The 20,104-nt window shown below is 33.1% G+C and carries 20 protein-coding genes; 2 read left to right on the forward strand and 18 right to left on the reverse strand.

Features of this window, described 5'->3' with window-relative positions:
* Window positions 1-627, forward strand: a complete 627-nt coding sequence (locus ACSYSW_RS04010) for a protein-L-isoaspartate(D-aspartate) O-methyltransferase (RefSeq protein ID WP_491706095.1) — start codon at window positions 1-3, stop codon at window positions 625-627.
* Between the two features lie 48 nt (window positions 628-675).
* Here ACSYSW_RS04010 and pnuC read toward each other — a convergent pair whose 3' ends face one another.
* Complete coding sequence (pnuC, locus tag ACSYSW_RS04015; protein ID WP_491704587.1) at window positions 676-1,398, reverse strand: nicotinamide riboside transporter PnuC; 723 nt, start codon at window positions 1,396-1,398, stop codon at window positions 676-678.
* A gap of 4 nt (window positions 1,399-1,402) precedes the next feature.
* Complete coding sequence (gene nadR / locus ACSYSW_RS04020) at window positions 1,403-2,635, reverse strand: multifunctional transcriptional regulator/nicotinamide-nucleotide adenylyltransferase/ribosylnicotinamide kinase NadR (protein WP_491704586.1); 1,233 nt, start codon at window positions 2,633-2,635, stop codon at window positions 1,403-1,405.
* A 280-nt stretch (window positions 2,636-2,915) separates the two neighbouring features.
* Here nadR and recD point away from each other — a divergent pair, with 280 nt between their 5' ends.
* Complete coding sequence (recD, locus tag ACSYSW_RS04025) at window positions 2,916-4,748, forward strand: exodeoxyribonuclease V subunit alpha (protein WP_491704585.1); 1,833 nt, start codon at window positions 2,916-2,918, stop codon at window positions 4,746-4,748.
* Between the two features lie 69 nt (window positions 4,749-4,817).
* Here recD and ACSYSW_RS04030 read toward each other — a convergent pair whose 3' ends face one another.
* From ACSYSW_RS04030 to mnmA, 16 genes are all read right to left on the reverse strand, one after another.
* On the reverse strand, window positions 4,818-5,543 hold the full coding sequence (locus ACSYSW_RS04030; RefSeq protein WP_491704584.1) for an amino acid ABC transporter ATP-binding protein: 726 nt from the start codon (window positions 5,541-5,543) through the stop codon (window positions 4,818-4,820).
* Window positions 5,540-6,241, reverse strand: a complete 702-nt coding sequence (locus ACSYSW_RS04035; RefSeq protein WP_491704583.1) for an ABC transporter permease subunit — start codon at window positions 6,239-6,241, stop codon at window positions 5,540-5,542. Before ACSYSW_RS04035 ends, ACSYSW_RS04030 begins: the two co-directional genes overlap by 4 nt.
* A 2-nt stretch (window positions 6,242-6,243) precedes the next feature.
* A complete protein-coding gene (locus ACSYSW_RS04040) occupies window positions 6,244-6,978 on the reverse strand; it encodes an amino acid ABC transporter permease (protein ID WP_491706094.1) in 735 nt (244 codons plus the stop codon).
* A gap of 362 nt (window positions 6,979-7,340) precedes the next feature.
* On the reverse strand, window positions 7,341-8,249 hold the full coding sequence (locus ACSYSW_RS04045; RefSeq protein ID WP_491704582.1) for a glutamate/aspartate ABC transporter substrate-binding protein: 909 nt from the start codon (window positions 8,247-8,249) through the stop codon (window positions 7,341-7,343).
* 260 nt (window positions 8,250-8,509) lie between these two features.
* On the reverse strand, window positions 8,510-10,105 hold the full coding sequence (gene lnt / locus ACSYSW_RS04050; RefSeq protein ID WP_491704581.1) for an apolipoprotein N-acyltransferase: 1,596 nt from the start codon (window positions 10,103-10,105) through the stop codon (window positions 8,510-8,512).
* 3 nt (window positions 10,106-10,108) lie between these two features.
* Complete coding sequence (gene corC, locus ACSYSW_RS04055; RefSeq protein WP_491704580.1) at window positions 10,109-10,972, reverse strand: CNNM family magnesium/cobalt transport protein CorC; 864 nt, start codon at window positions 10,970-10,972, stop codon at window positions 10,109-10,111.
* 59 nt (window positions 10,973-11,031) lie between these two features.
* Window positions 11,032-11,502: an rRNA maturation RNase YbeY gene (gene ybeY, locus ACSYSW_RS04060; protein WP_491704579.1), complete on the reverse strand. Its 471-nt coding sequence runs from the start codon at window positions 11,500-11,502 to the stop codon at window positions 11,032-11,034.
* Between the two features lie 17 nt (window positions 11,503-11,519).
* Window positions 11,520-11,990, reverse strand: coding sequence for a 23S rRNA (pseudouridine(1915)-N(3))-methyltransferase RlmH (rlmH, locus tag ACSYSW_RS04065; RefSeq protein ID WP_491704578.1), 471 nt, complete (start codon window positions 11,988-11,990; stop codon window positions 11,520-11,522).
* Window positions 11,991-11,994: 4 nt separating this feature from the next.
* Entirely contained in the window at window positions 11,995-12,312 is a 318-nt protein-coding gene (gene rsfS / locus ACSYSW_RS04070; protein ID WP_491706093.1) for a ribosome silencing factor, read from the reverse strand.
* A gap of 213 nt (window positions 12,313-12,525) precedes the next feature.
* A complete protein-coding gene (locus ACSYSW_RS04075) occupies window positions 12,526-13,410 on the reverse strand; it encodes a heme biosynthesis HemY N-terminal domain-containing protein (RefSeq protein ID WP_491704577.1) in 885 nt (294 codons plus the stop codon).
* A gap of 9 nt (window positions 13,411-13,419) precedes the next feature.
* Complete coding sequence (locus ACSYSW_RS04080) at window positions 13,420-14,877, reverse strand: uroporphyrinogen-III C-methyltransferase (protein WP_491704576.1); 1,458 nt, start codon at window positions 14,875-14,877, stop codon at window positions 13,420-13,422.
* Between the two features lie 32 nt (window positions 14,878-14,909).
* Entirely contained in the window at window positions 14,910-15,635 is a 726-nt protein-coding gene (locus ACSYSW_RS04085) for a uroporphyrinogen-III synthase (protein ID WP_491704575.1), read from the reverse strand.
* Window positions 15,635-16,552 carry a hydroxymethylbilane synthase gene (gene hemC / locus ACSYSW_RS04090; protein ID WP_491704574.1) on the reverse strand — a complete coding sequence of 306 codons (918 nt, stop codon included), beginning with the start codon at window positions 16,550-16,552 and terminating at the stop codon, window positions 15,635-15,637. Before hemC ends, ACSYSW_RS04085 begins: the two co-directional genes overlap by 1 nt.
* 30 nt (window positions 16,553-16,582) lie before the next feature.
* A complete protein-coding gene (purB, locus tag ACSYSW_RS04095; protein ID WP_491704573.1) occupies window positions 16,583-17,950 on the reverse strand; it encodes an adenylosuccinate lyase in 1,368 nt (455 codons plus the stop codon).
* A gap of 132 nt (window positions 17,951-18,082) precedes the next feature.
* Window positions 18,083-18,733 (reverse strand): high frequency lysogenization protein HflD, encoded by a 651-nt coding sequence (gene hflD / locus ACSYSW_RS04100; protein WP_491704572.1) that lies wholly within the window; start codon window positions 18,731-18,733, stop codon window positions 18,083-18,085.
* Window positions 18,726-19,874 (reverse strand): tRNA 2-thiouridine(34) synthase MnmA, encoded by a 1,149-nt coding sequence (mnmA, locus tag ACSYSW_RS04105; RefSeq protein ID WP_491704571.1) that lies wholly within the window; start codon window positions 19,872-19,874, stop codon window positions 18,726-18,728. The genes hflD and mnmA overlap by 8 nt, the downstream gene beginning before the upstream one ends.
* Window positions 19,875-20,104: the final 230 nt, after the last annotated feature.

Here is a 20,104-nt window from a genome sequence, read left to right on the forward strand (position 1 = left end):
ATACAAAGTTTAAAAGCTCAATCATTAATTAAGTTTTTAAAGCAGCAAGGCATTAAAGATGAGCGAGTTTTAATGGCTATGGCATCAATACCTCGCGAGCTTTTTGTTGATGAAGCGTTATCTCACCAAGCTTATGATAATCGTTCATTACCAATTGGCGCAGGTCAAACTATTTCGCAGCCTTTTATTGTTGCGCAAATGACAGAGCTTTTAAATTTAAATCCCAAATCTAAAGTTTTAGAAATAGGAACAGGATCGGGATATCAAACAGCAATTCTTGCAAAATTAGTTGATCATGTTTGTTCGGTTGAACGTATTAAAAATCTTCAATGGAATAGTAAACGGCGATTAAAGCAGTTAGATATTCATAATGTTTCAACTAGACATGGTAATGGTTGGCTAGGCTGGTCAGAACGATCGCCTTTTGATGGCATAATTGTAACCGCTGCTGCATCGGAATTACCGATAAAATTACTTGAACAATTAAATGACAAAGGACGATTGGTTATTCCCATTGGTGAACATCAACAAAAATTACAATTAATAGAACGTGATGGAGACAGATTTATCACTAAAATTATTAGTGAAGTAAAATTTGTACCATTAGTTAAAGGAGAGATTGTTTAGTTTTTTCATTAAGGTAACTTAGTAAGTTGTCACCTTAATGAAAACAATTTAATGTGTTTTATAATTGGAAGTGGTGTTCGAAGTCGCCTGCTTAATCGATAAATTCCATTCGCAAATACCATAAATAGCATTAAACAAATAAACACAATATTGTGTTGCTATTATGGGGTTGTTGGTATAGATGTTTAGTGCAATGACTAATACATTCATGATAATCCATAAATACCAGTTAAATGAATAACGTGTCATCAATAAAAATTGTGCTACAACCGATAATCCCAAAACTAAACAATTCGTGATTAGCTGATAATCTGTATTGTCAATGCCCACCGAGTCAGTGAGAAAAATATTAAGATAAATAACAGCAATTAAAAAGATAAGTGTGTATAAAAAGGCTTTTTCACTCAGAACCCGTACCTTGACATGATTATGTGTATCTTCATTTTTTTTCCAAGTAATTAGCCCATAAACATGAGATGCAAAATTATAGATTACTTGTAAACTTGCGCCAAAATTGCCACCTAAGAAATTTGCGATACTTTCAAATACAACGGCAAACATCCCTAAGATATTACCGATATTGTTACGTTTAGCTAATAAAATGACACAAATTAATCCCAAAAAAGCACCTAAATAAGATATAACATAACGCCAATTTAAAGATGTAAAAGGATCGGTATAAATAAATGAAAGCGTGATAATTAATAAACATAGGTAAGGGTAGAATCGATTACGACCTATCATTATGATAAATTGGCTAATGCGGTTCATGTTTTTATTCTCCATCATTAATAAGTTGATTAACAAGTTTTATACAATTCAAATAGCGTTCATCATAATTGGCAGAGTTTATTTTGACATATTTGATCTTATTTTTATTAAGTAGATTGATAAGTAATTGTTGAAAATCTTTGCGTTGACTGGCTGAGCCAAGATGTCTTAAACCGTCGGCAACCCATGGGGTATTATTTTCTAATAATATGACTAGATCAAAACGATAATTGTTGATCATCGCTTGTACAAATGGATGTTCCTTGCCTTCGTACTTTTTGCAAAAAGCTTGGGTTGTTATAAAATCGGTATCCATAAATGAGATACGATTAGCATGTTTGATAGCAAAGTCGATATATTGAGCTTGTCCTAAGGCAATTTTGGCGTAATCAGTAAATTGTAGCGCACGTTCATCTCCTCCTAATTGAGAAAACACATATTCGCGTCCATATTCCCATGCACTTGTTGTGTTAAAAATATTAGCAAGTTTATTGATAAGGGTAGATTTACCACTGGATTCCCCCCCCAAAATAGCGACAGTTTTAACAAAAAATGATCGGACTTCGGTTGGAATATATTGCCAATTCTTTAGTGGTGCTTTCCTAATTTGTGTTGCACTGACAGGCATAAATTCACGATTAGGGTCAATTAAAACGGTGTCTAAATCAAAAAGATTTTTATACATGTCAGCATCTTGAGGTTCACTTGAAAAGACACAATCCGGTTTAATGCCTTTTTCTTTAAATAAAGATTTAACGCGTAAACTCCATTCTTGCCAACCGGTTGGATATGCAGGTAAACCATCTTCTTCAAGTATTTCTATATGAATATTTTTTTGATATTTGAAGGTTTGTAAAAGCCACCGAATCCTATCTTTTATTGTGGGCTGTTTAACCATGGCACTTTGTTTAAATAATGATAAATCACGTTCAGTATCGGAACACAAAATAACATAAAGTTCATCGACTTGGCTGATTGCACGTTGAATTAAATAAATATGTCCTGTATGTAATGGGTAGAATTTGCCAAAAATAACGCCAATTTTTTTCGTTTTCGTTTGGGGTTCGATATTTAAAAAATGATGAAGATCATGTAATTTTTTTGCACTCGGATTTTTGATTTTTCCATTGATAAGCTGGCTTAAATAACCTTTTGTCATATGACAAGCATCAGCAACTTGTTGAAGAGATAAATTTTTTCGCTTAATTTCTGATTTAATATATAAAAAATTATGCATAAGATGACTCACGATAGTTTTTGATATAAAACGAAATTTAACATATAAATTAATTACGTTCAATAAACTAAACAATTTTGATTAAAAATATTGAATAATTTGTTCAATATTTTTTAAATATATATGAGGAATAATTAGGTAAGCTTATAATTTTTTATATTAATAGATAACAAAATAATCGCATTTGACGAAGTTGTTTTGTCGTAATAAGGCTAATATGTCATAATTTCTCATTATCGATTATTTATATGAAAACCCTTTTTAACGGATTGTAGAATTAATGATGTCATCTTGGTTAGAACTTCTAAAACAACATGCACAGGTAACGTACCTTGATATCCATTTAGCACAATTTATAACGGATAAAAGTCATTTTGATGATCCGTTAATGAGTAAGCGTTTTGCTTTTTTAGTCACTAAATTAAGTATTGAAGTGCGAGCCGGGCATGTCTGTTTAGAGATGATAAATTTTGCCAATCAGTTAATCGATAGTCCCTTTTGGCAAGTGTTAGAAGCACCAGATATTCATGATTGGAATAAGATACTTAATCAAGCAATACAAAAACAAAGTGTCAGTAATGGTCTTTTTTTAGCGCCTCTTATATTTGTCGACAATCGACTTTATTTACAGCGTATGTGGTTTGATGAGCAAAATGTTGCTGCGTTTTTTAAATATAACCCCCCTTTAAAAGCCGATATAATTCCAATTTTAAATCAATTATTTAATCATAATGATTACGAAATCGACTGGCAAAAAATCGCCGTCACGTTGGCTTTAACACGTAAAATTGCGATTATATCTGGCGGCCCTGGTACGGGTAAAACAACCACCGTTGCCAAAATATTAACGAGTCTCTTATTTATTGATCCAAAAACGCGAATTATAGCCGCAGCACCAACCGGTAAAGCGGCTTCACGATTAAGTGAATCGTTAAAACGTTCTGTCGCTGAGCTTAAAATTGCGTCCGTTAATCTACAAACCGAAGCCATAACATTACACCGCCTACTAGGCGCTAAATCTGACAATCGTAGTTTTATTTATCATAAACAAAATAAACTTAATTTAGATGTGCTTGTTATAGATGAAGCGTCTATGGTTGATCTCAATATGATGGCTAGGGTGATTGACGCATTACCGGATAATGCTAGGTTAATTTTATTAGGAGACAAAGATCAGTTATCGTCAGTTGAGGCAGGGGCAATATTTGGGGATTTATGTGAATTTATTCAATATGGTTACAGTCAAGGTCGCACTGAAGAATTAGCAGCATTAACCGGTTATCGCTTACCAATTAGTGATTCAAACATAACAATTGCAGATAGTATTTGTTTATTACAAAAAAGCTACCGTTTTCATGAACAATCAGGCATTGGGCAGTTAGCTAATGCGATTAAATTAGGTCAGCAGCAACAAGTTAACCAAATATTAACAAATGATACGTTATCTGACATAAAATTTTACTCATTATCAGAGATGCAAAATTATAACGAAGTGATCATAAAAAGTGTTTATTATTATCAGGCTTATTTACAGGCAATTAAATCAGCTGATTCAGTTGATATTGATTCTATTATTAATAGTTTTGCCTCTTATCGATTGTTATGCGCGTTGCGTGAAGGTATTTTTGGCGTGAAGCAACTTAATAAAGCAATAGAATTGCTATTAGCACAAAAAAAATTGATAAACCTTAAACCCAATGATGTTTGGTATATTGGTCGCCCGGTGATGATTGTGCAAAATAATAGTGCATTAGGATTATATAATGGTGATATTGGTATAACGCTACCGTCTAAACGCGATACAACAAAATTACGTGTTTATTTTCCTTTTTCAGATGGAACAATTAAAGGATTTTCACCTTTTCGTTTACCTGAACATGAAACGGCTTATGCGATGACGATACACAAATCGCAAGGTTCAGAATTTGACCATGTCAGTGTGATATTACCGACCGAAAAAACGCCTTTAATTAGTCGTTCTCTTTTATATACTGCTATTACGCGCGCTAAGAAAAGCGTTGCCGTTTATGCAACTTTTCAAACAATAAAGCATGCGGTAACGACGCAAATGGTAAGACAAAGTGGACTTGTCGATTTATTGAAAAAATCTTAAAAATAAAAAAGAGAAAAACCGCAAAATTTATTGCGGTTTTAAAGATAATTGTTCTAGTTATTTATAGCATTAATGAATAATTTTAGCTAAAAAGTCTTTAGCGCGATCAGATTGCGGATTAGAAAAGAATTGTTCTTTCGAAGTATCTTCAATAATTTCACCTTTATCCATAAAAATGACGCGATTAGCAACTTTACGCGCAAAACCCATTTCATGTGTTACAACCATCATGGTCATACCTTCATAAGCTAATTCGACCATGACATCTAATACTTCATTGACCATTTCAGGATCGAGTGCTGAGGTTGGTTCATCAAATAACATAACAATTGGATCCATACAAAGCGCGCGAGCAATAGCAACACGTTGCTGTTGTCCACCCGATAATTGCGATGGGTATTTTTTAGCATGCTCTAACAATCCGACACGTTTTAATAAATTTGCAGCGTTTTCTTCGGCAATTTTTTTACTACGTTTTAATACTTTAATTTGTGCCAGTGTAAGGTTTTGAAGTATTGTCAAATGAGGAAATAACTCAAAATGTTGAAAAACCATCCCGACTTTTGAACGTAATTTTGCTAAATCAGTATTTTTACTGGTTACCTCTGTATCGGCAATTGAAATTTTACCTTTTTGCACAGGCTCAAGCCCATTTACTGTTTTGATTAATGTTGATTTACCTGAGCCAGAAGGTCCACATACAACAACAACTTCGCCTTTACCAACTCTGGTTGAGCAGTTTTTTAAAACCTGAAATTGTCCATACCATTTGGATACATTTTCTAAGGAGATCATTGACTTATCCCTTTCTTAAAATAATTAACTAAACGAGTTGCAGAATAACAAATTATAAAATAAATTGCTGCTGCAAAAATAATCATAGAATATTTAACGGTTCCACCAGAATTATTACCAATATTTATCATACTGGCACTAAAGAAATCGGTTAAACCAATCACATAAACAAGCGACGTATCTTGAAACAAAATAATCCCTTGTGTTAAAAGCAAAGGCACCATAGCTTTAAACGCTTGCGGTAAAATAATTAAGAGCATGGTTTTGCTTTTTGTCATACCCAGCGCATAAGCAGCATGAAATTGCCCTTTATTTACAGCAGTGATACCTGCTCGAATAATTTCAGAATAATAAGCCGCTTCAAAAAGGGCAAAAGCAGTCATCGCAGAAATGATTCTAACGTCAAAATCGGGTGATAAATTGAATATAAATTTAATGACTTGCGGTAACGCTAGATAAAACCACAATAACACTAATAAAAGTGGGATTGATCGAAATAAATTCACATATAATTTAGCAATAAACTTTAACGATTTATAACTGGATAAACGCATCAACGCTAATAAGGTACCTAAAGAAATACCGACAACGACCGCAACGAATGTTATTTTAATCGTTAACCATAATCCATTAAGCAATACTTGGTAGTTATTTATTACTAATGAAGGTATATTGGCTATCCATTCAAATAATTGCATATTTAGCCCCCACTCACTGTATTTGGTAAACGTGTTGCATTTTCGACACGACGCATAATAAGGATAACACTATAATTGATTAACATAAAAGCGAGCGTAACACCGATTAATACCTCAACAATTCTATTAGTTGCATCGTTAATTCGCTCAATTTGACCGATTAAGTCAATTAGACCAATTGTTGATGCGACCGACGAATTTTTAATAATATTAGTCATTTCTGAGGTTAAAGGAGGAATAATTCGACGATACGCATTAGGCAATAGCACATACCAATAAGTTTGTTTGATTGATAAGCCTAACGCAATCGTTGCATATTTTTGCCCTTTTGGTAATGATTGAATACCTGTTCTTACTTGTTCAGCAATACGAGCAGAGGTAAATAATCCTAAAGCAATAGCGGCCGTAATAAACGCGCTCACATTAGGCGATAAATCATTAATAAACCAAGAATGTAAATTGCCGATTAGCATTTCAGGAAGCAACATATACCATAAGAACATTTGTACTAATAAGGGGATATTGCGGAATAATTGAATGTAACCTGCAGCAAAATTACTGATTATTTTATTTTCAGACGTACGTAATACACCAATAATTGAACCAAGTACAAAAGCGATAATCCATGCAGTGATTGATAAAGTGATCGTCACAAGCATGCCGCTTAAAAGCCAATCGAAATAGACACCATCACCATAAGGGGTAGGCTCTAAAAAAAGGCGTACGGTATCGTACATTAAATAGATGAAATTAATTACACCGTAATAGAGATATTTAATACTATCTATTAGGCCAATCATGCCATCGGTTATCGAAGAATGTAAAAAATTAAAATTCATAATATACTTAAATTCATTAAATTAAGTTATATGCTAATGCAAATAAAAGCGACACAGTTATTTTAGTAAAAAATAGTGGAAAATAATAAAATTATTGTCGATTTATCGAGATACAATAATAAATTTGAAAATGTTTATTATTGTATCTTGTCATCTGATTTTAAATTTGATGAGTTTTTAGATACATTGAGCAATTATTTTCAAACTATATATTTAAACAATAATGTATAGTTATAGATGCATAATGTTAACATCAATAATTAATCTAAAGCTTTATCATTAGGATGTTCAAAAAGTTCTACCATTTTAGGTGAAATTTCAAGATCCATATTTGCGCCATTAGGCGGAATTGGTTGGGTAAACCAACGGTTATAAAATTCTAGTGCTTTACCAGATAATTGTGCATCTGCAATTGTTTTATCAATTAATTGCTTAAATTGATCATCATCTTTCCTTAACATGCAGCCATAAGCTTCATAAGAAAGAGGTTCACCAACAATTTTCCAATCACTCGGTTTAATCGCGCGCGAACGTTCACCGGCTAATAATGCATCATCAATAACAAAAGCAACAGCACGACCTGTTTCAAGTGCATTAAAGGCATCACTATGGTCTTTAGGCGTAATTATACGCATTCCCAATTTTAGTTGGTTATTGATTTGATTTAATCTTACTTCTGAGGTTGTTCCCGCTGTTGTTACAACATTTTTACCTTTTAAATCTTCGATAGAATTAATGTTGCTATCAGCTTTAACAAGAAAACGGGTACCGACAATGAAAATAGTATCAGAAAAACTCACTACTTTTTGGCGTTCTAGATTATTAGTTGTTGAGCCACATTCAAAATCATATGTTTGATTGTTAAGTAATTGAATACGCGTTTTAGATGTAACCGGTAAATATTTTACTTTAAGATCCGGTAAATCTAATTGTTTTTTTACTGCATCAACGATTAAATCAGAGTACTCTTGTGAATAGCCTATTACGGTTTGGTTATTCCCATAATAAGAAAAAGGAATTGAAGATTCACGATGTCCGACAACAATTACCCCATTTTTTTTAATTTTGGCTAAGGTTCCGCTGAGATCTTCTGCAATAGCTGCGCTACTCATTATCCCTAACATGGCAAATGATAATACGAGTTTTGCTAACTTCGTCTTCTTTTTCATGTGTATCTCCTTCAATTAGATTCGTGTTCTATTATTTTTTACTATAATAGCCAACAAAGGACAGCCATTATAACTTATTTTTTACTATAAAAGTACTTTTTACTGTTTATTTATATATGTTAAAAGTCTATCCTTTTGAATTTAAAAGCATAATTTTAGATAAGTTTGAAATAACAATAACTCATTGGCTCATAATTAGATGCAAAAACTATACCAATTTTATTATTTTTTAAAATTTTTCTATTGTTGTCATTGTTTTCTTAATTTTTGGGATCAATGGAAGTCTTTTTATTAAAGGAATTATTAAAAATATTTTTAATAAAATGACTTTTTTTAATAAAAAGTATGATTAACATAATCATTATAGCCATATAGTAAAGCGTGTTACCACAAGAGGCATAAGGAGTTAATCCAATCGTTGGTGATAAAGAGAGGGTTAATGTGTTGCTTTCAAATTGGGGTAATTGCTTAATGATATTACCATTGTGATCAATAATCGCCGTTATACCATTATTAGTGGCTCGAATAAGGGGGCGCCCAAATTCTAATGCTCTAGCTTGTGCCATTTGCAGGTGTTGCCATGGTCCAATACTATTACCAAACCAAGCATCGTTAGAAACCGTTAATAAGAAATCTGTTTTATCAGTAAAATTTTGCCAAATTAAATCCGATAAGATAATTTCATAGCAAATTGCCGTTGTAAAATTAAATCCTTTCATTTTAAGAGGCGGCTGTATTGCTTGACCTTGGCTCATCGATGACATGGGAATGTTTAGCAATGTAGCAATTGGGGATAGCAGTGTTTCAAATGGGGTAAATTCGCCAAAAGGTACAAGGTGATGTTTGACATAATGCTGTGCTGTTGCATTTTGATAATCTTGTTTGTCACCTAATACTAATAATGTATTAAAAATATCAAATTTACTTTTATCAGCATTCAAACGGGCATCTAAAATTCCTAATGCAATTTGCGAATTCTTTAATTTACTAAGATTATCAAGATAATTAATTATCGCCTGTTGTCTTATTTCGATATCGGTAATACTACTTTCGGGCCAAATAATAATATTATTTTCTTTGGTATTTTGTAGTGTTAATGAAAGATAAGTATCGATTGCTTGCTGGACCATCGACTCATTCCAAAGTAGAGACTGAGGAATATTACCCTGTACTAAAACAAAGTTAGCGGTGCGGCTTGAATCAGTATGTAACTTTTGGGTGTTATAAGTCAAAATTGGTGCACCAATGATCACTATCAGTGCAACAAGAGCATATGCGATATATTTATATTTTTTCTGATGATATAAATGATAAGCAATATAAACAAATAAACCACTTATTATCGTGGTAATTAAATCCACTCCATGAATACCAGCAATGGCAAAATAATGACGTAAAGGGCTATCGATTTGACTATAACCTATTTCGAGCCAAGGAAATCCACTTAAAATTGTACCACGTAAATATTCAGTAAACTGCCAAAGCAGTGGCATAAGTAAAGTTAATTGTTTGATTGAATAACTGGGTGCTAAACGAGGAAAACATCTTACTAATAACGCAAATAGTAACGGAAAAATAGATAAATAGATGATAAGTCCGGTTAATATACTTGCGGCAAGTACATCAGATAATTCACCGTATTGTTTAATACTAATATATATCCAATGTATTCCTGAAGAGAAATAAGCAACTCCCCACAAAAATCCTAATAACATGGCTTGTTTTTTGGTTTTATTGGCGATTACCCACATTAAACCGCCAATTGAAACGAAGGCTAAAAACCAAAGATGAAATGGGGCATAGCTAAATACACCCATTGCTCCAAAAAGCATGCTTAAAAAAATAAATTTCACCATTCATTAGGACTCAAGGTTAGGAGTAGGTTTGCCATCAGGTATAGTTACATGAACTTGTATGATACGCCTTCTATCGACTATTGAGACTTTAAATAAGTAACCATCAATATTAATCGTTGCATTACGAACAGGTAAACAGCCAAATTGTTGCATAACTAATCCACCAACCGTATCATGATCTTCATCACTAAAATGTGTGTCAAAAATTTTGTTGAAATCGGTGATAGGTGTTAATGCTCTAACCGTATAAACAGATGAAGATAAACGGCGGATATCGCGATCTTCTATTTCGTCATATTCATCTTCGATATCACCCACAATTAGCTCAAGAATATCTTCAATCGTAACTAATCCGGATACACTACCAAATTCATCAATAGCTATTGCCATATGATAACGTTGTAAACGGAATTCTTTAAGCATGTGGTCAACCCGTTTACTTTCAGGAACAATAATGGTTGGTCTTAAGATCGATTTTAAGTTAAATGTTTGCTTGTTTTTTTGTAAAGCATAGATTAATAAATCTTTAGCAAGCAAAATACCTTCAATATGATCTTTGTCTTCCCCTATGACTGGATAGCGTGAATGACCATGTTTTGAGATCACATCTAAACACTGATCTAATGAATCATTATCGTTTATGGTAACAATTTGTGAGCGAGGAATCATAATATCGCGAATGCGCTGATCGGCGATATCCATCACACCTTCAATCATATCTAGGGTATCAGGATCAATTAATTGTTTTTCTTCAGCATCGCGAATAACGTTAATAAGTTCTTCTTTATCTTTGGGTTCTGAATTAAATAATTGGCTTAACCATAATGTAAAACCGTTTTTTGATCGCCGATGATTATCATCACTCATTGATTTGTCCTTTCATAAGTTAACATAAAAATTTAAGATAAAATTTATTTAAAACGTCATTAATCTTCTGTAATTGGAAGATAAGGATTAGTAAATCCTAATTGTTTCATAATATCGATTTCAATATTTTCCATCTCTTCAGCTTCTTCGTCAATAATATGATCGTAACCGAGTAGATGTAAACAGCCATGCACAATCATATGAGCCCAATGTGACATTAATAATTTATGTTGTTCATTGGCTTCGGATTCGACGACTTGTTTGCAAATAATTAAATCGCCTAATAAAGGTACCTCGATTTCGATTGGTGCTTCAAACGGAAAAGATAATACGTTAGTGGGTTTATCTTTATGGCGGTATTGATTATTTAAATTTTGGCTTTCATCGCTATCAACAATGCGAATAGTTATTTCGGCAGTTGGCATAAATTGCGGTAAAATGATATCTAACCATTGTTGAATTTGTTGTTCAGTTGGTAGATTATCGCTATTTTGTGTTGCAATTTGTAAATCTAAAATAATCTTATTCATAAATGAGATATCCAAAATTATTCACGGTGATAAGGGTGATTTGTCGTTAAGCTCCATGCTCTATAAAGGCTTTCAGCGACAATAACACGTACTAACGGGTGAGGTAATGTTAAAGGTGAAAGTGACCAACTTTGCTTAGCTAAAGATTTACAACTTGGCGCTAATCCTTCAGGCCCACCAATTAATAAACTTACATCACGACCGTCGTTTTTCCATTTCTCTAATTGCTCGGCTAATTGATGAGTCGTATAGGGTTTACCGGGTATATCAAGCGTTACAACGTGATTACCTTTTGCAATCGACGTTAACATTTGTTCGCCTTCTTTATCTAAAATGCGCGCAATATCGGCATTTTTAGTCCGTTTACCGGCGGGAATTTCAATTAATTCTAACGGTAAGTCTTTAGGAAAACGTGATTGATAATCAGTAAAAGCAGTTGTTACCCAGTTAGGCATTTTTGTACCAACAGCAATAAGCTGAATTTTCACAGCTTTAACCCCATAGTTTTTCTAGTTGATAAAGATCGCGACTTTGTTCTTGTAAAATATGAACAATTACGGATCCCATATCGACAACAACCCAATCCGCATCTTGTTGTCCTTCACTTCCTAAAATGGAATAATTATGCTTTTTGGCTTCGTCAATCAGGTGGTTTGCAATAGAGGATACATGACGGGAAGATGTGCCAGTGCAGATAATCATTAAATCAGTAATACTTGATTTTCCTTTTACATCGATTTGAACAATATCTTGTCCTTTTAAATCGTCAATTTTATCGATAATAAAATCGGCTAGTGTTTGTTGCAAAATAGACTCTCTATAAATAAAAAACAAAGCATAAGTATATCATGTTTTAATAAAGGGATCTTTTATCTAAAAAGGAAATTTATTATCGATAAGGATGAATAAATCCTAAATAAAAAAGCTATCAATATAACTTGATAGCTTGATTAACGGAAATTAACGCTAATTTAAGAAACTAACATTTTGATTATATTTTTAATAATCAAGCTAATTATTTAGCTAACTTTGTTCTTTATTGATTTTATTTAATAATTTAGAGGCTTCTTTAGTGAGTCCTAATTGTTCTAAATGTGTCACCATAGATTTTTGATAAACGATATTATTTCGAATCGATCTAGGTTGTTTTTTCCACCAAGTTTGTATAGAAGAGGGATCTTCTTGTGCCAATTGATCCATTCGTTTGATATAGGCAGTTTGCTGATACTTATTTAATACAGAATCAGTAAAAATATGTTGTTTCATCATATCGGGTAAAATATCAATTATTGCTTCAAAATCGCCGAGGGTAAAATAAACTTCATTGGCAAGTTTTAAGACTTCTTGATTATGTGGCTTTTGATTTAACAACTCGTCAATAATTTTCTTTGCGGATTCATATTGTTTATTTTTAATGAATAAACGAATCTGAATCAATTTTAAGGCAAACTGATCTTTAGGATGGCAAATTCGCGCAGCGTCATCAATATAAGATTTAGCTTGATCTAATTGATTATTTTCTATTTGAGATTGCGCGAGTAATAAATAAATCAATGATTTATTTTTAGATCCTTTTAAACTTTTAATTAAATATTTACTAGCTTTGGTATAATCGCCTTCGAGTAAAAGTAATTGAGCAAGTTCAAGGTGTTTGATAGACCATTTAGCGCGATTAAAGCTAAACCAATTTCCAAATAACGTGCTAGGGTAACAGATTTTTTTGCCTAACCATAAAATAAAAGACAAAACTAAATACACTAAAATTAAGGCAACCATAAAAACTGTAAATGACATAGAAATTTTATAATTAGCAACATCAAAAACAACCGAGCCTTGATTACCTTGTAATGAAGGACCAACAAAGAAGCCCGCAACTAATATTAAGAAAATAATAAATAATTTAAACATACTAAGCTCCTAGTCTGCCAAAAATGATCGCACACGTGTTTGCATAAGTTTTTCAAGCTCAGGTAAACTTTCTAATTTTTCCGTGACATTAGTTGCACTAATGGATTGTTCTTGTAGATGATTAAGATCATTTAAAAATTCTTTTACACTTGGAATATTTGGATCGAAATACGCCTTGACCCATGTGGCGACATCTTTTAGTGATTGTTCATAAATCTGTGCTTGATGCCTTGGTACGGCTTGTGCCGCTATCAACAAAAGAAAACGAATGTTTTCACGTAAATATAAAGATTGTTCTAAACTAATCGGTTTTTTTAAGATTTGACAGCGAACCATTTGTTCTTCATCTTTGCCAGCTTGCGCTAGGCAAGTAGCAAAATTGCTTTCATTTTCATCTTTCTTTTCAATAGTGATAAATTTTTCTAGAAAACTTTGTGAGCTATGCCACAGGTTTGTTGACCATTTTGATAATAGAGATGGGATTGTTTCATTTTCATTTGTTGGGACATCTGTTTGCTGATCAGTTGCCACTATTGATTCATTTGCGGCAAGTTCATTAGGTTGTTTTTCGATTTTGGTTAATGGTAAATCATTAATCGCATTGGCGAGTCCCATTAAATTCATAATAATGCCATCAGTATCAACCTGGCTAATACTCGCGAGTGATGCAATATCATTATGTAATGCTTTTCTTGCAGGTAATAAACTTGGATCATTGATTTGCGCTAAATTTTCATCGGCATTTTTAAGCAATAATCGTGCAGTAACATAATCTTGATCATTCCATATTTTACGTCCTGCTAGGTTAACGAGGTAATTAGCTTGTGAAATAAGCCACACATGATTTTCGGTCGGCGATAAAGCGGCTAAACGTTCATTAAATTTACTCAGGTTTTTTTCGGTCAGAGTAATATTATCATTGATACGGTTTCGTAATTCTTGCTGAGATTGTGCTTGCTCTTTAAGTTGTTGTTGCATGTTTTGTTCTAATGACGAAAAAGCCAGCCATTGTTTTTTATTGCTCTCATTAAATTTAATGTCTAATTCTGTTGTCAATGCGGTTTTGGTCGATAATGTAAAATCTGTTAATTGTTTTTTAAGGTCATGAATTGTTTCTGATTGTTGTTTTAATGAGTGATAGCCATAATAGACGGCGCCCCCTAAACATAAAGAAAGCAAAATGGCGACAATCGATAGTTTTGACGAAGGTCGTGATTTTTCTGTTGTTATTTGGGATTTATTATTGGCATTTACAGATGAGGGTTGTTTGTCATTTAGTGTGGTTTGTGTTTTTTCAGTCATAATCGGATCCGCTTTATTGTTGGTACCGCTATTAACATTGTTAATATTATCAGTCTTAATATTAGTAGCAGAATTAGGATTTATGGTTGAGTGTCGTGGTTCACTAGCTCGTGATGTACTCATAGTTGAATTGGTCGCATTTGCGCCATAATATCTCGATTGCATAGTTCATCCCTCATTTCCTATTATAAAAATATTTAGGCATTATGACATAAAGATTTTACTTCTTTAAATAAAATCTGATTATTTGCACTTGGCACCGTTACAATTGTTGACCAGTTTAATTGTTTAGCTTTTTCGAAAATTCGAAGGCTTGTTACGATTAATTTTGACTGTTTTTTTAAATGAGGTGTACATAGCATTTCGAGTTGCATTAAATGTTTAACACTCGTAACAATAAAAAGCGAATTGTTTTTTATTTTGATTGTATTATTTAGGGCATAATCAATCGGAATAAGTTCATAGCAGGTTAATGGCAAAACGAATGCTTGATTGGCACATAATGTTTCTTCTAATAAGGCACGGCCTTCTTCACCTCGAAGAATTAATATGCGCTTTTGTTTGATTTTTTTTAATTCGGGTAAAGAAAGTAATCCTTCGCTATTTTCTTGTTTTGGATACTTAACCTCGCAATGACATAATGCCGAAAAAAGCTGCGCTGATTTTTTGCCGATCGCATAATAATGAATATCAGTTGGAAACTGTATATGAATGTTATGATTATTAATCATGTAGCTAACTTGGGGCGAAACGACAATAACCATATCATTTGGCTTCAATCGATTAAGTTCTGTTTGTAACGAATTTAAATCACGACCTTTAACAATATTAAATAAAGGCAAGTGAATGGCAGATAAATTTGCTTGATGGAATAAATGGGTTAATTCTTGCCCTGATGTAGAAGGTCTTGTGACATAAATCATCAACAATATAATTCCTTTAAAATGCGATCGGCTCCATTTTTTAATAATAAATCTGCAACGTTAATGCCAATTTGTATAGCGTCTATTTCATTGCCAGCCAATTTTGCAGTAATAATTTCACAACCATCAATTGTCCCAACAAGTCCTTGTAAATAGATATGGTTATTAATCAATTGGCTATTGCAAGCTATAGGGACTTGGCAACCTCCTTGTAATCGACGATTCATTGCTCTTTCAGCTTGAATACAATAGCGCGTTTGGCGATCATCTAAAGGAGCAAGTAGTGATAAGATTTCTGTATCATTGTCACGGCACTCTATACCAATTGCACCTTGACCGACGGCGGGTAACATTATATCTGTATCAAGGTATTGGGTAATTCTGTCTTCTAAACTTAAGCGTTTTAGTCCTGCTGCCGCTAAAATAATGCCATCGTATTGTTGATTATCTAATTTTTCAATACGGCTACCAACATTGCCACGTAAATCTTTAATTTGTAAAAAAGGGAATTTTGCTCGTAGCTGACATTGGCGCCTTAAACTTGATGTGCCAATCACCGCATTAGAGGGAAGTTCATTAAGAGAGTTATAGCGATTAGAGACAAAAGCGTCACGTTTATCTTCGCGTTTGCAAATTGTGGCAAGCGTTAATCCTTCAGGAAATTCAGTTGGAACATCTTTAATAGAATGAACAGCAATATCTGCTTCATTATTTAATAATGCGTGTTCAAGTTGCTTTACAAATAGCCCTTTACCACCGATCTTGGATAAGGGACTATCTAAAATAATGTCACCTTGCGTAACCTTTGGTATTAGGTCAATGGTTAAATGAGGATGAGCAATTAATAGTTGTTGTTTAATAAAATTAGCTTGCCAAAGTGCTAATGGGCTTTGTCGAGTTGCAATGCGAATTTTCATGCAAAGTTCCTTAATTTAGCAGATTATGTATTATAGTTTATTGACTAAATACTCAGCTAAGCCTAAATAATTAGCAGGTGTAAGTTGTTTTAAACGTGTTTTTTCTTCATCTGGTAAAGAAAGTGAATCAATAAATTGTTGCATGCCTAACGCATCAACACGTTTACCTCGCGTTAGTTCTTTTAATTTTTCATAAGGTTTCTCTATACCGTATCGGCGCATAACGGTTTGAATAGGCTCAGCAAGAACTTCCCAATTACGATCTAATTCTTCACGTAAGTGATTTTCGTTGACTTGTAATTTACTTAATCCTTTTAATGTTGATTGATAGGCAATAACAGCATAACCAATACCAACACCTAAATTACGTAATACGGTTGAATCCGTTAAATCTCGTTGCCAGCGAGAAACAGGTAATTTTTGGCTTAAATGATTCATCATTGCATTAGCAATTCCTAAATTACCTTCTGAATTTTCAAAATCGATAGGATTTACTTTATGTGGCATCGTTGAGGAGCCTATTTCACCCGCAATGGTTTTTTGTGTAAAATGATTTAAGGCAATATATCCCCAAATATCACGATTAAAATCGATCATTACAGTATTAAATCTTGCAATACAGTCAAAATATTCCGCAATGTAATCATGCGGTTCGATTTGCGTCGTATAAGGATTCCAGCTTAAACCTAACGAGGTTACAAAATCCTTACTTAATAAATGCCAATCAAGGGTAGGATAAGCGGCAATATGGGCATTGTAATTACCGGTTGCACCATTAAATTTACCGAGGATCTCGATTTGTTGTAATTGTTTTAATTGGCGTTTTAATCGATAAGCAACATTAGCAAATTCCTTGCCAATCGTTGTTGGCGTCGCTGGTTGACCATGTGTACGAGCCAGTAGCGGCAATGATTGAAAAATTTTAGCTTGCTCAGTGATTGTATCAATTAATTGTGCCCAATAAGGAATTAAAATGGTATCGCGTGCTGTTTTTAACATCAGCGCATAAGATAAATTATTAATATCTTCAGAAGTACAAGCAAAATGAATAAATTCACTAATGGCATTAAGTTCAAGATTATCTTTTATCTTTTCTTTTAAAAAGTATTCAACGGCTTTAACATCATGATTTGTTGTTTGTTCTATGGTTTTAACGCGCATTGCATCTTGCAATGAAAAATCCTCAGCTATTTGTTTTAATTGCCCAATTGATTTTTCTGAAAGCATCGGAACTTCATCAATATCAGGCTGTTTCGCTAATTGTAAAAGCCAACAAATTTCAACATAAACTCGATATTTTATTAGCCCAAATTCACTAAATATAAGGCTTATGTCAGTCGTTTTATCTTTATAGCGACCATCAAGAGGAGATAGAGCTGTAAGGGCAGAAAATTCCATTAAGTAACTCCGTGTTAGCGGTTAGGTTAAATGATTTAAGATAATGTTATACAGGTTTATCCTTAAAAATCATTATGTGCATTCATCATTTAACAAGATAAATAAGGTATTAAAATAATAAAATACAAATATTCAATTAGATGATTGATTTATGGTTTGCAAAATCTCTGTTGCTGCGCGATAGAGTCGTTTGCGAGCAAAAATAAATTGAAATTTATTTCCACCGACTTGCTTATAAAGTAATGCAGAACGGACACAGCCCAATAACGCTGTTCTCACTTTTGCTTGTATTAATGTATTTTGCAAAAATTCAACTTTACCCATTACTTTTATTTTAATCGATAGCGGACTTACAATATCGACATATATTCCGGCTAATGAATAAGTCAGTGTTTCGATATTTTCATGAATAGTTTCATTATTAAGTGAAGGATAAAGTGCAGAGATATGAGTTAACCGTTGCCCAATTTTCGTTAAGGCAGTTTGATTATTATTTAACTTATTAGCAAGACCAATACTGGCAAATAAATAGCGTAATACATCCATTAAATGTTTTTGCTTATTAGTTAATAATTGAATTAATAAATTTAAACCGACTTTTAGATTATCGACACCGCCATAAATATCATCAAAAGAGGTTGGCTCAGTTTGAAAGAGCGTATAAATTGATTTTTCATAAAATTTTTGATCACAAGCGCCAGTATTGGCTAATTGCGGTATCAACATTGCGCTTTGACAAATTCCTGCCAAAGCCATCGCAATATCATGATATTTATTATTCATTAATTAGACCTTTATTGATAATATTTGAGTCGTTTGATATGTCAATAATGCGTTCTTCGATAATGCCACCACCTAAACAAATCTCCCCTTGATAAAAAACAGCAGATTGACCTGGTGTTACTGCGGCGACAGGTTCGTTAAAAATAACTTTTATTGTATCGTTATCAAGTGGAATGATTTGACAAGGTATATCTTGTTGTCGATAACGTGTTTTAACGGTGCAAGAAAAAGGTTTCGTTCTGACATTGCGATCGACCCAATGCAATTGAGCAGCAATTAATCCCGCTGAAAATAGAGAAGGGTGATCATGACCTTGAGCCACAATTAATTCGTTTTGTTCTATATTTTTATCAACCACATACCAAGGTGTATCATTGGCATCTTTAAGTCCCCCAATGCCCAATCCTTTACGTTGACCTAATGTGTGATACATTAAGCCCTGATGCTTACCAATAATATCACCATCAACAGTTCGAATGTTTCCTTGTTGAGCGGGTAAATAACGTGCTAAAAATTCAGTAAACTTTCGTTCCCCGATAAAGCAAATTCCGGTTGAATCTTTTTTTGTCGCCGTTATCAAACCTAAATCCTTAGCAATGGCACGGACAACAGGTTTCTCTAACTCACCAACAGGGAATAAACTTTTTGCAATTTGTGTTTCGCTAAGCGTATATAAAAAGTAGCTTTGATCTTTATTGTTATCTATACCACGTAATAATTCGACATTATTATTAATTTCGCGCTTACGAACATAATGACCTGTTGCAATATAATCAGCTTGTAAATCTTGTGTCGCATAATCTAAAAAAGCTTTAAATTTAATTTCTTTATTACATAGAATATCAGGGTTTGGCGTTCGTCCAGCTTTATATTCTGATAAAAAATGTTCAAAAACATTATCCCAATATTCAGCGGCAAAATTGATGGTCAGTAATTCGATATCTAATTTTTCGCATACTTTTTTTGCATCTAAAAGATCTGCGGCGGCAGAGCAATATTCTTCGTTATCGTCTTCTTCCCAATTTTTCATGAAAAGACCAACAACATCATAACCTTGTTTTTTTAATAAATAAGCGGAAACTGAGGAATCAACGCCTCCTGACATACCGACAATGACTTTTTTTTGACGTAAATTTGACATACTTACATAGCTAATATTGAGTAGAGATAATGGAAGATTTTAACATAATCCATCGTAAAAAGCATAAAGTTATGAGGGGAATGGAAATCGAAAAATTAAAATTATATTATTTTTATAATAAGATAAAGATTAATTGTAGAGATCGTTTTTTATTACTTAAACTTCATCTTTCAAAGAAGCCCATATAATTCTTTTTAAAAACGCGTTATTTAAATAAGTAACTCGGTTAA

The organism is Gilliamella sp. ESL1225, assembly GCF_058502635.1.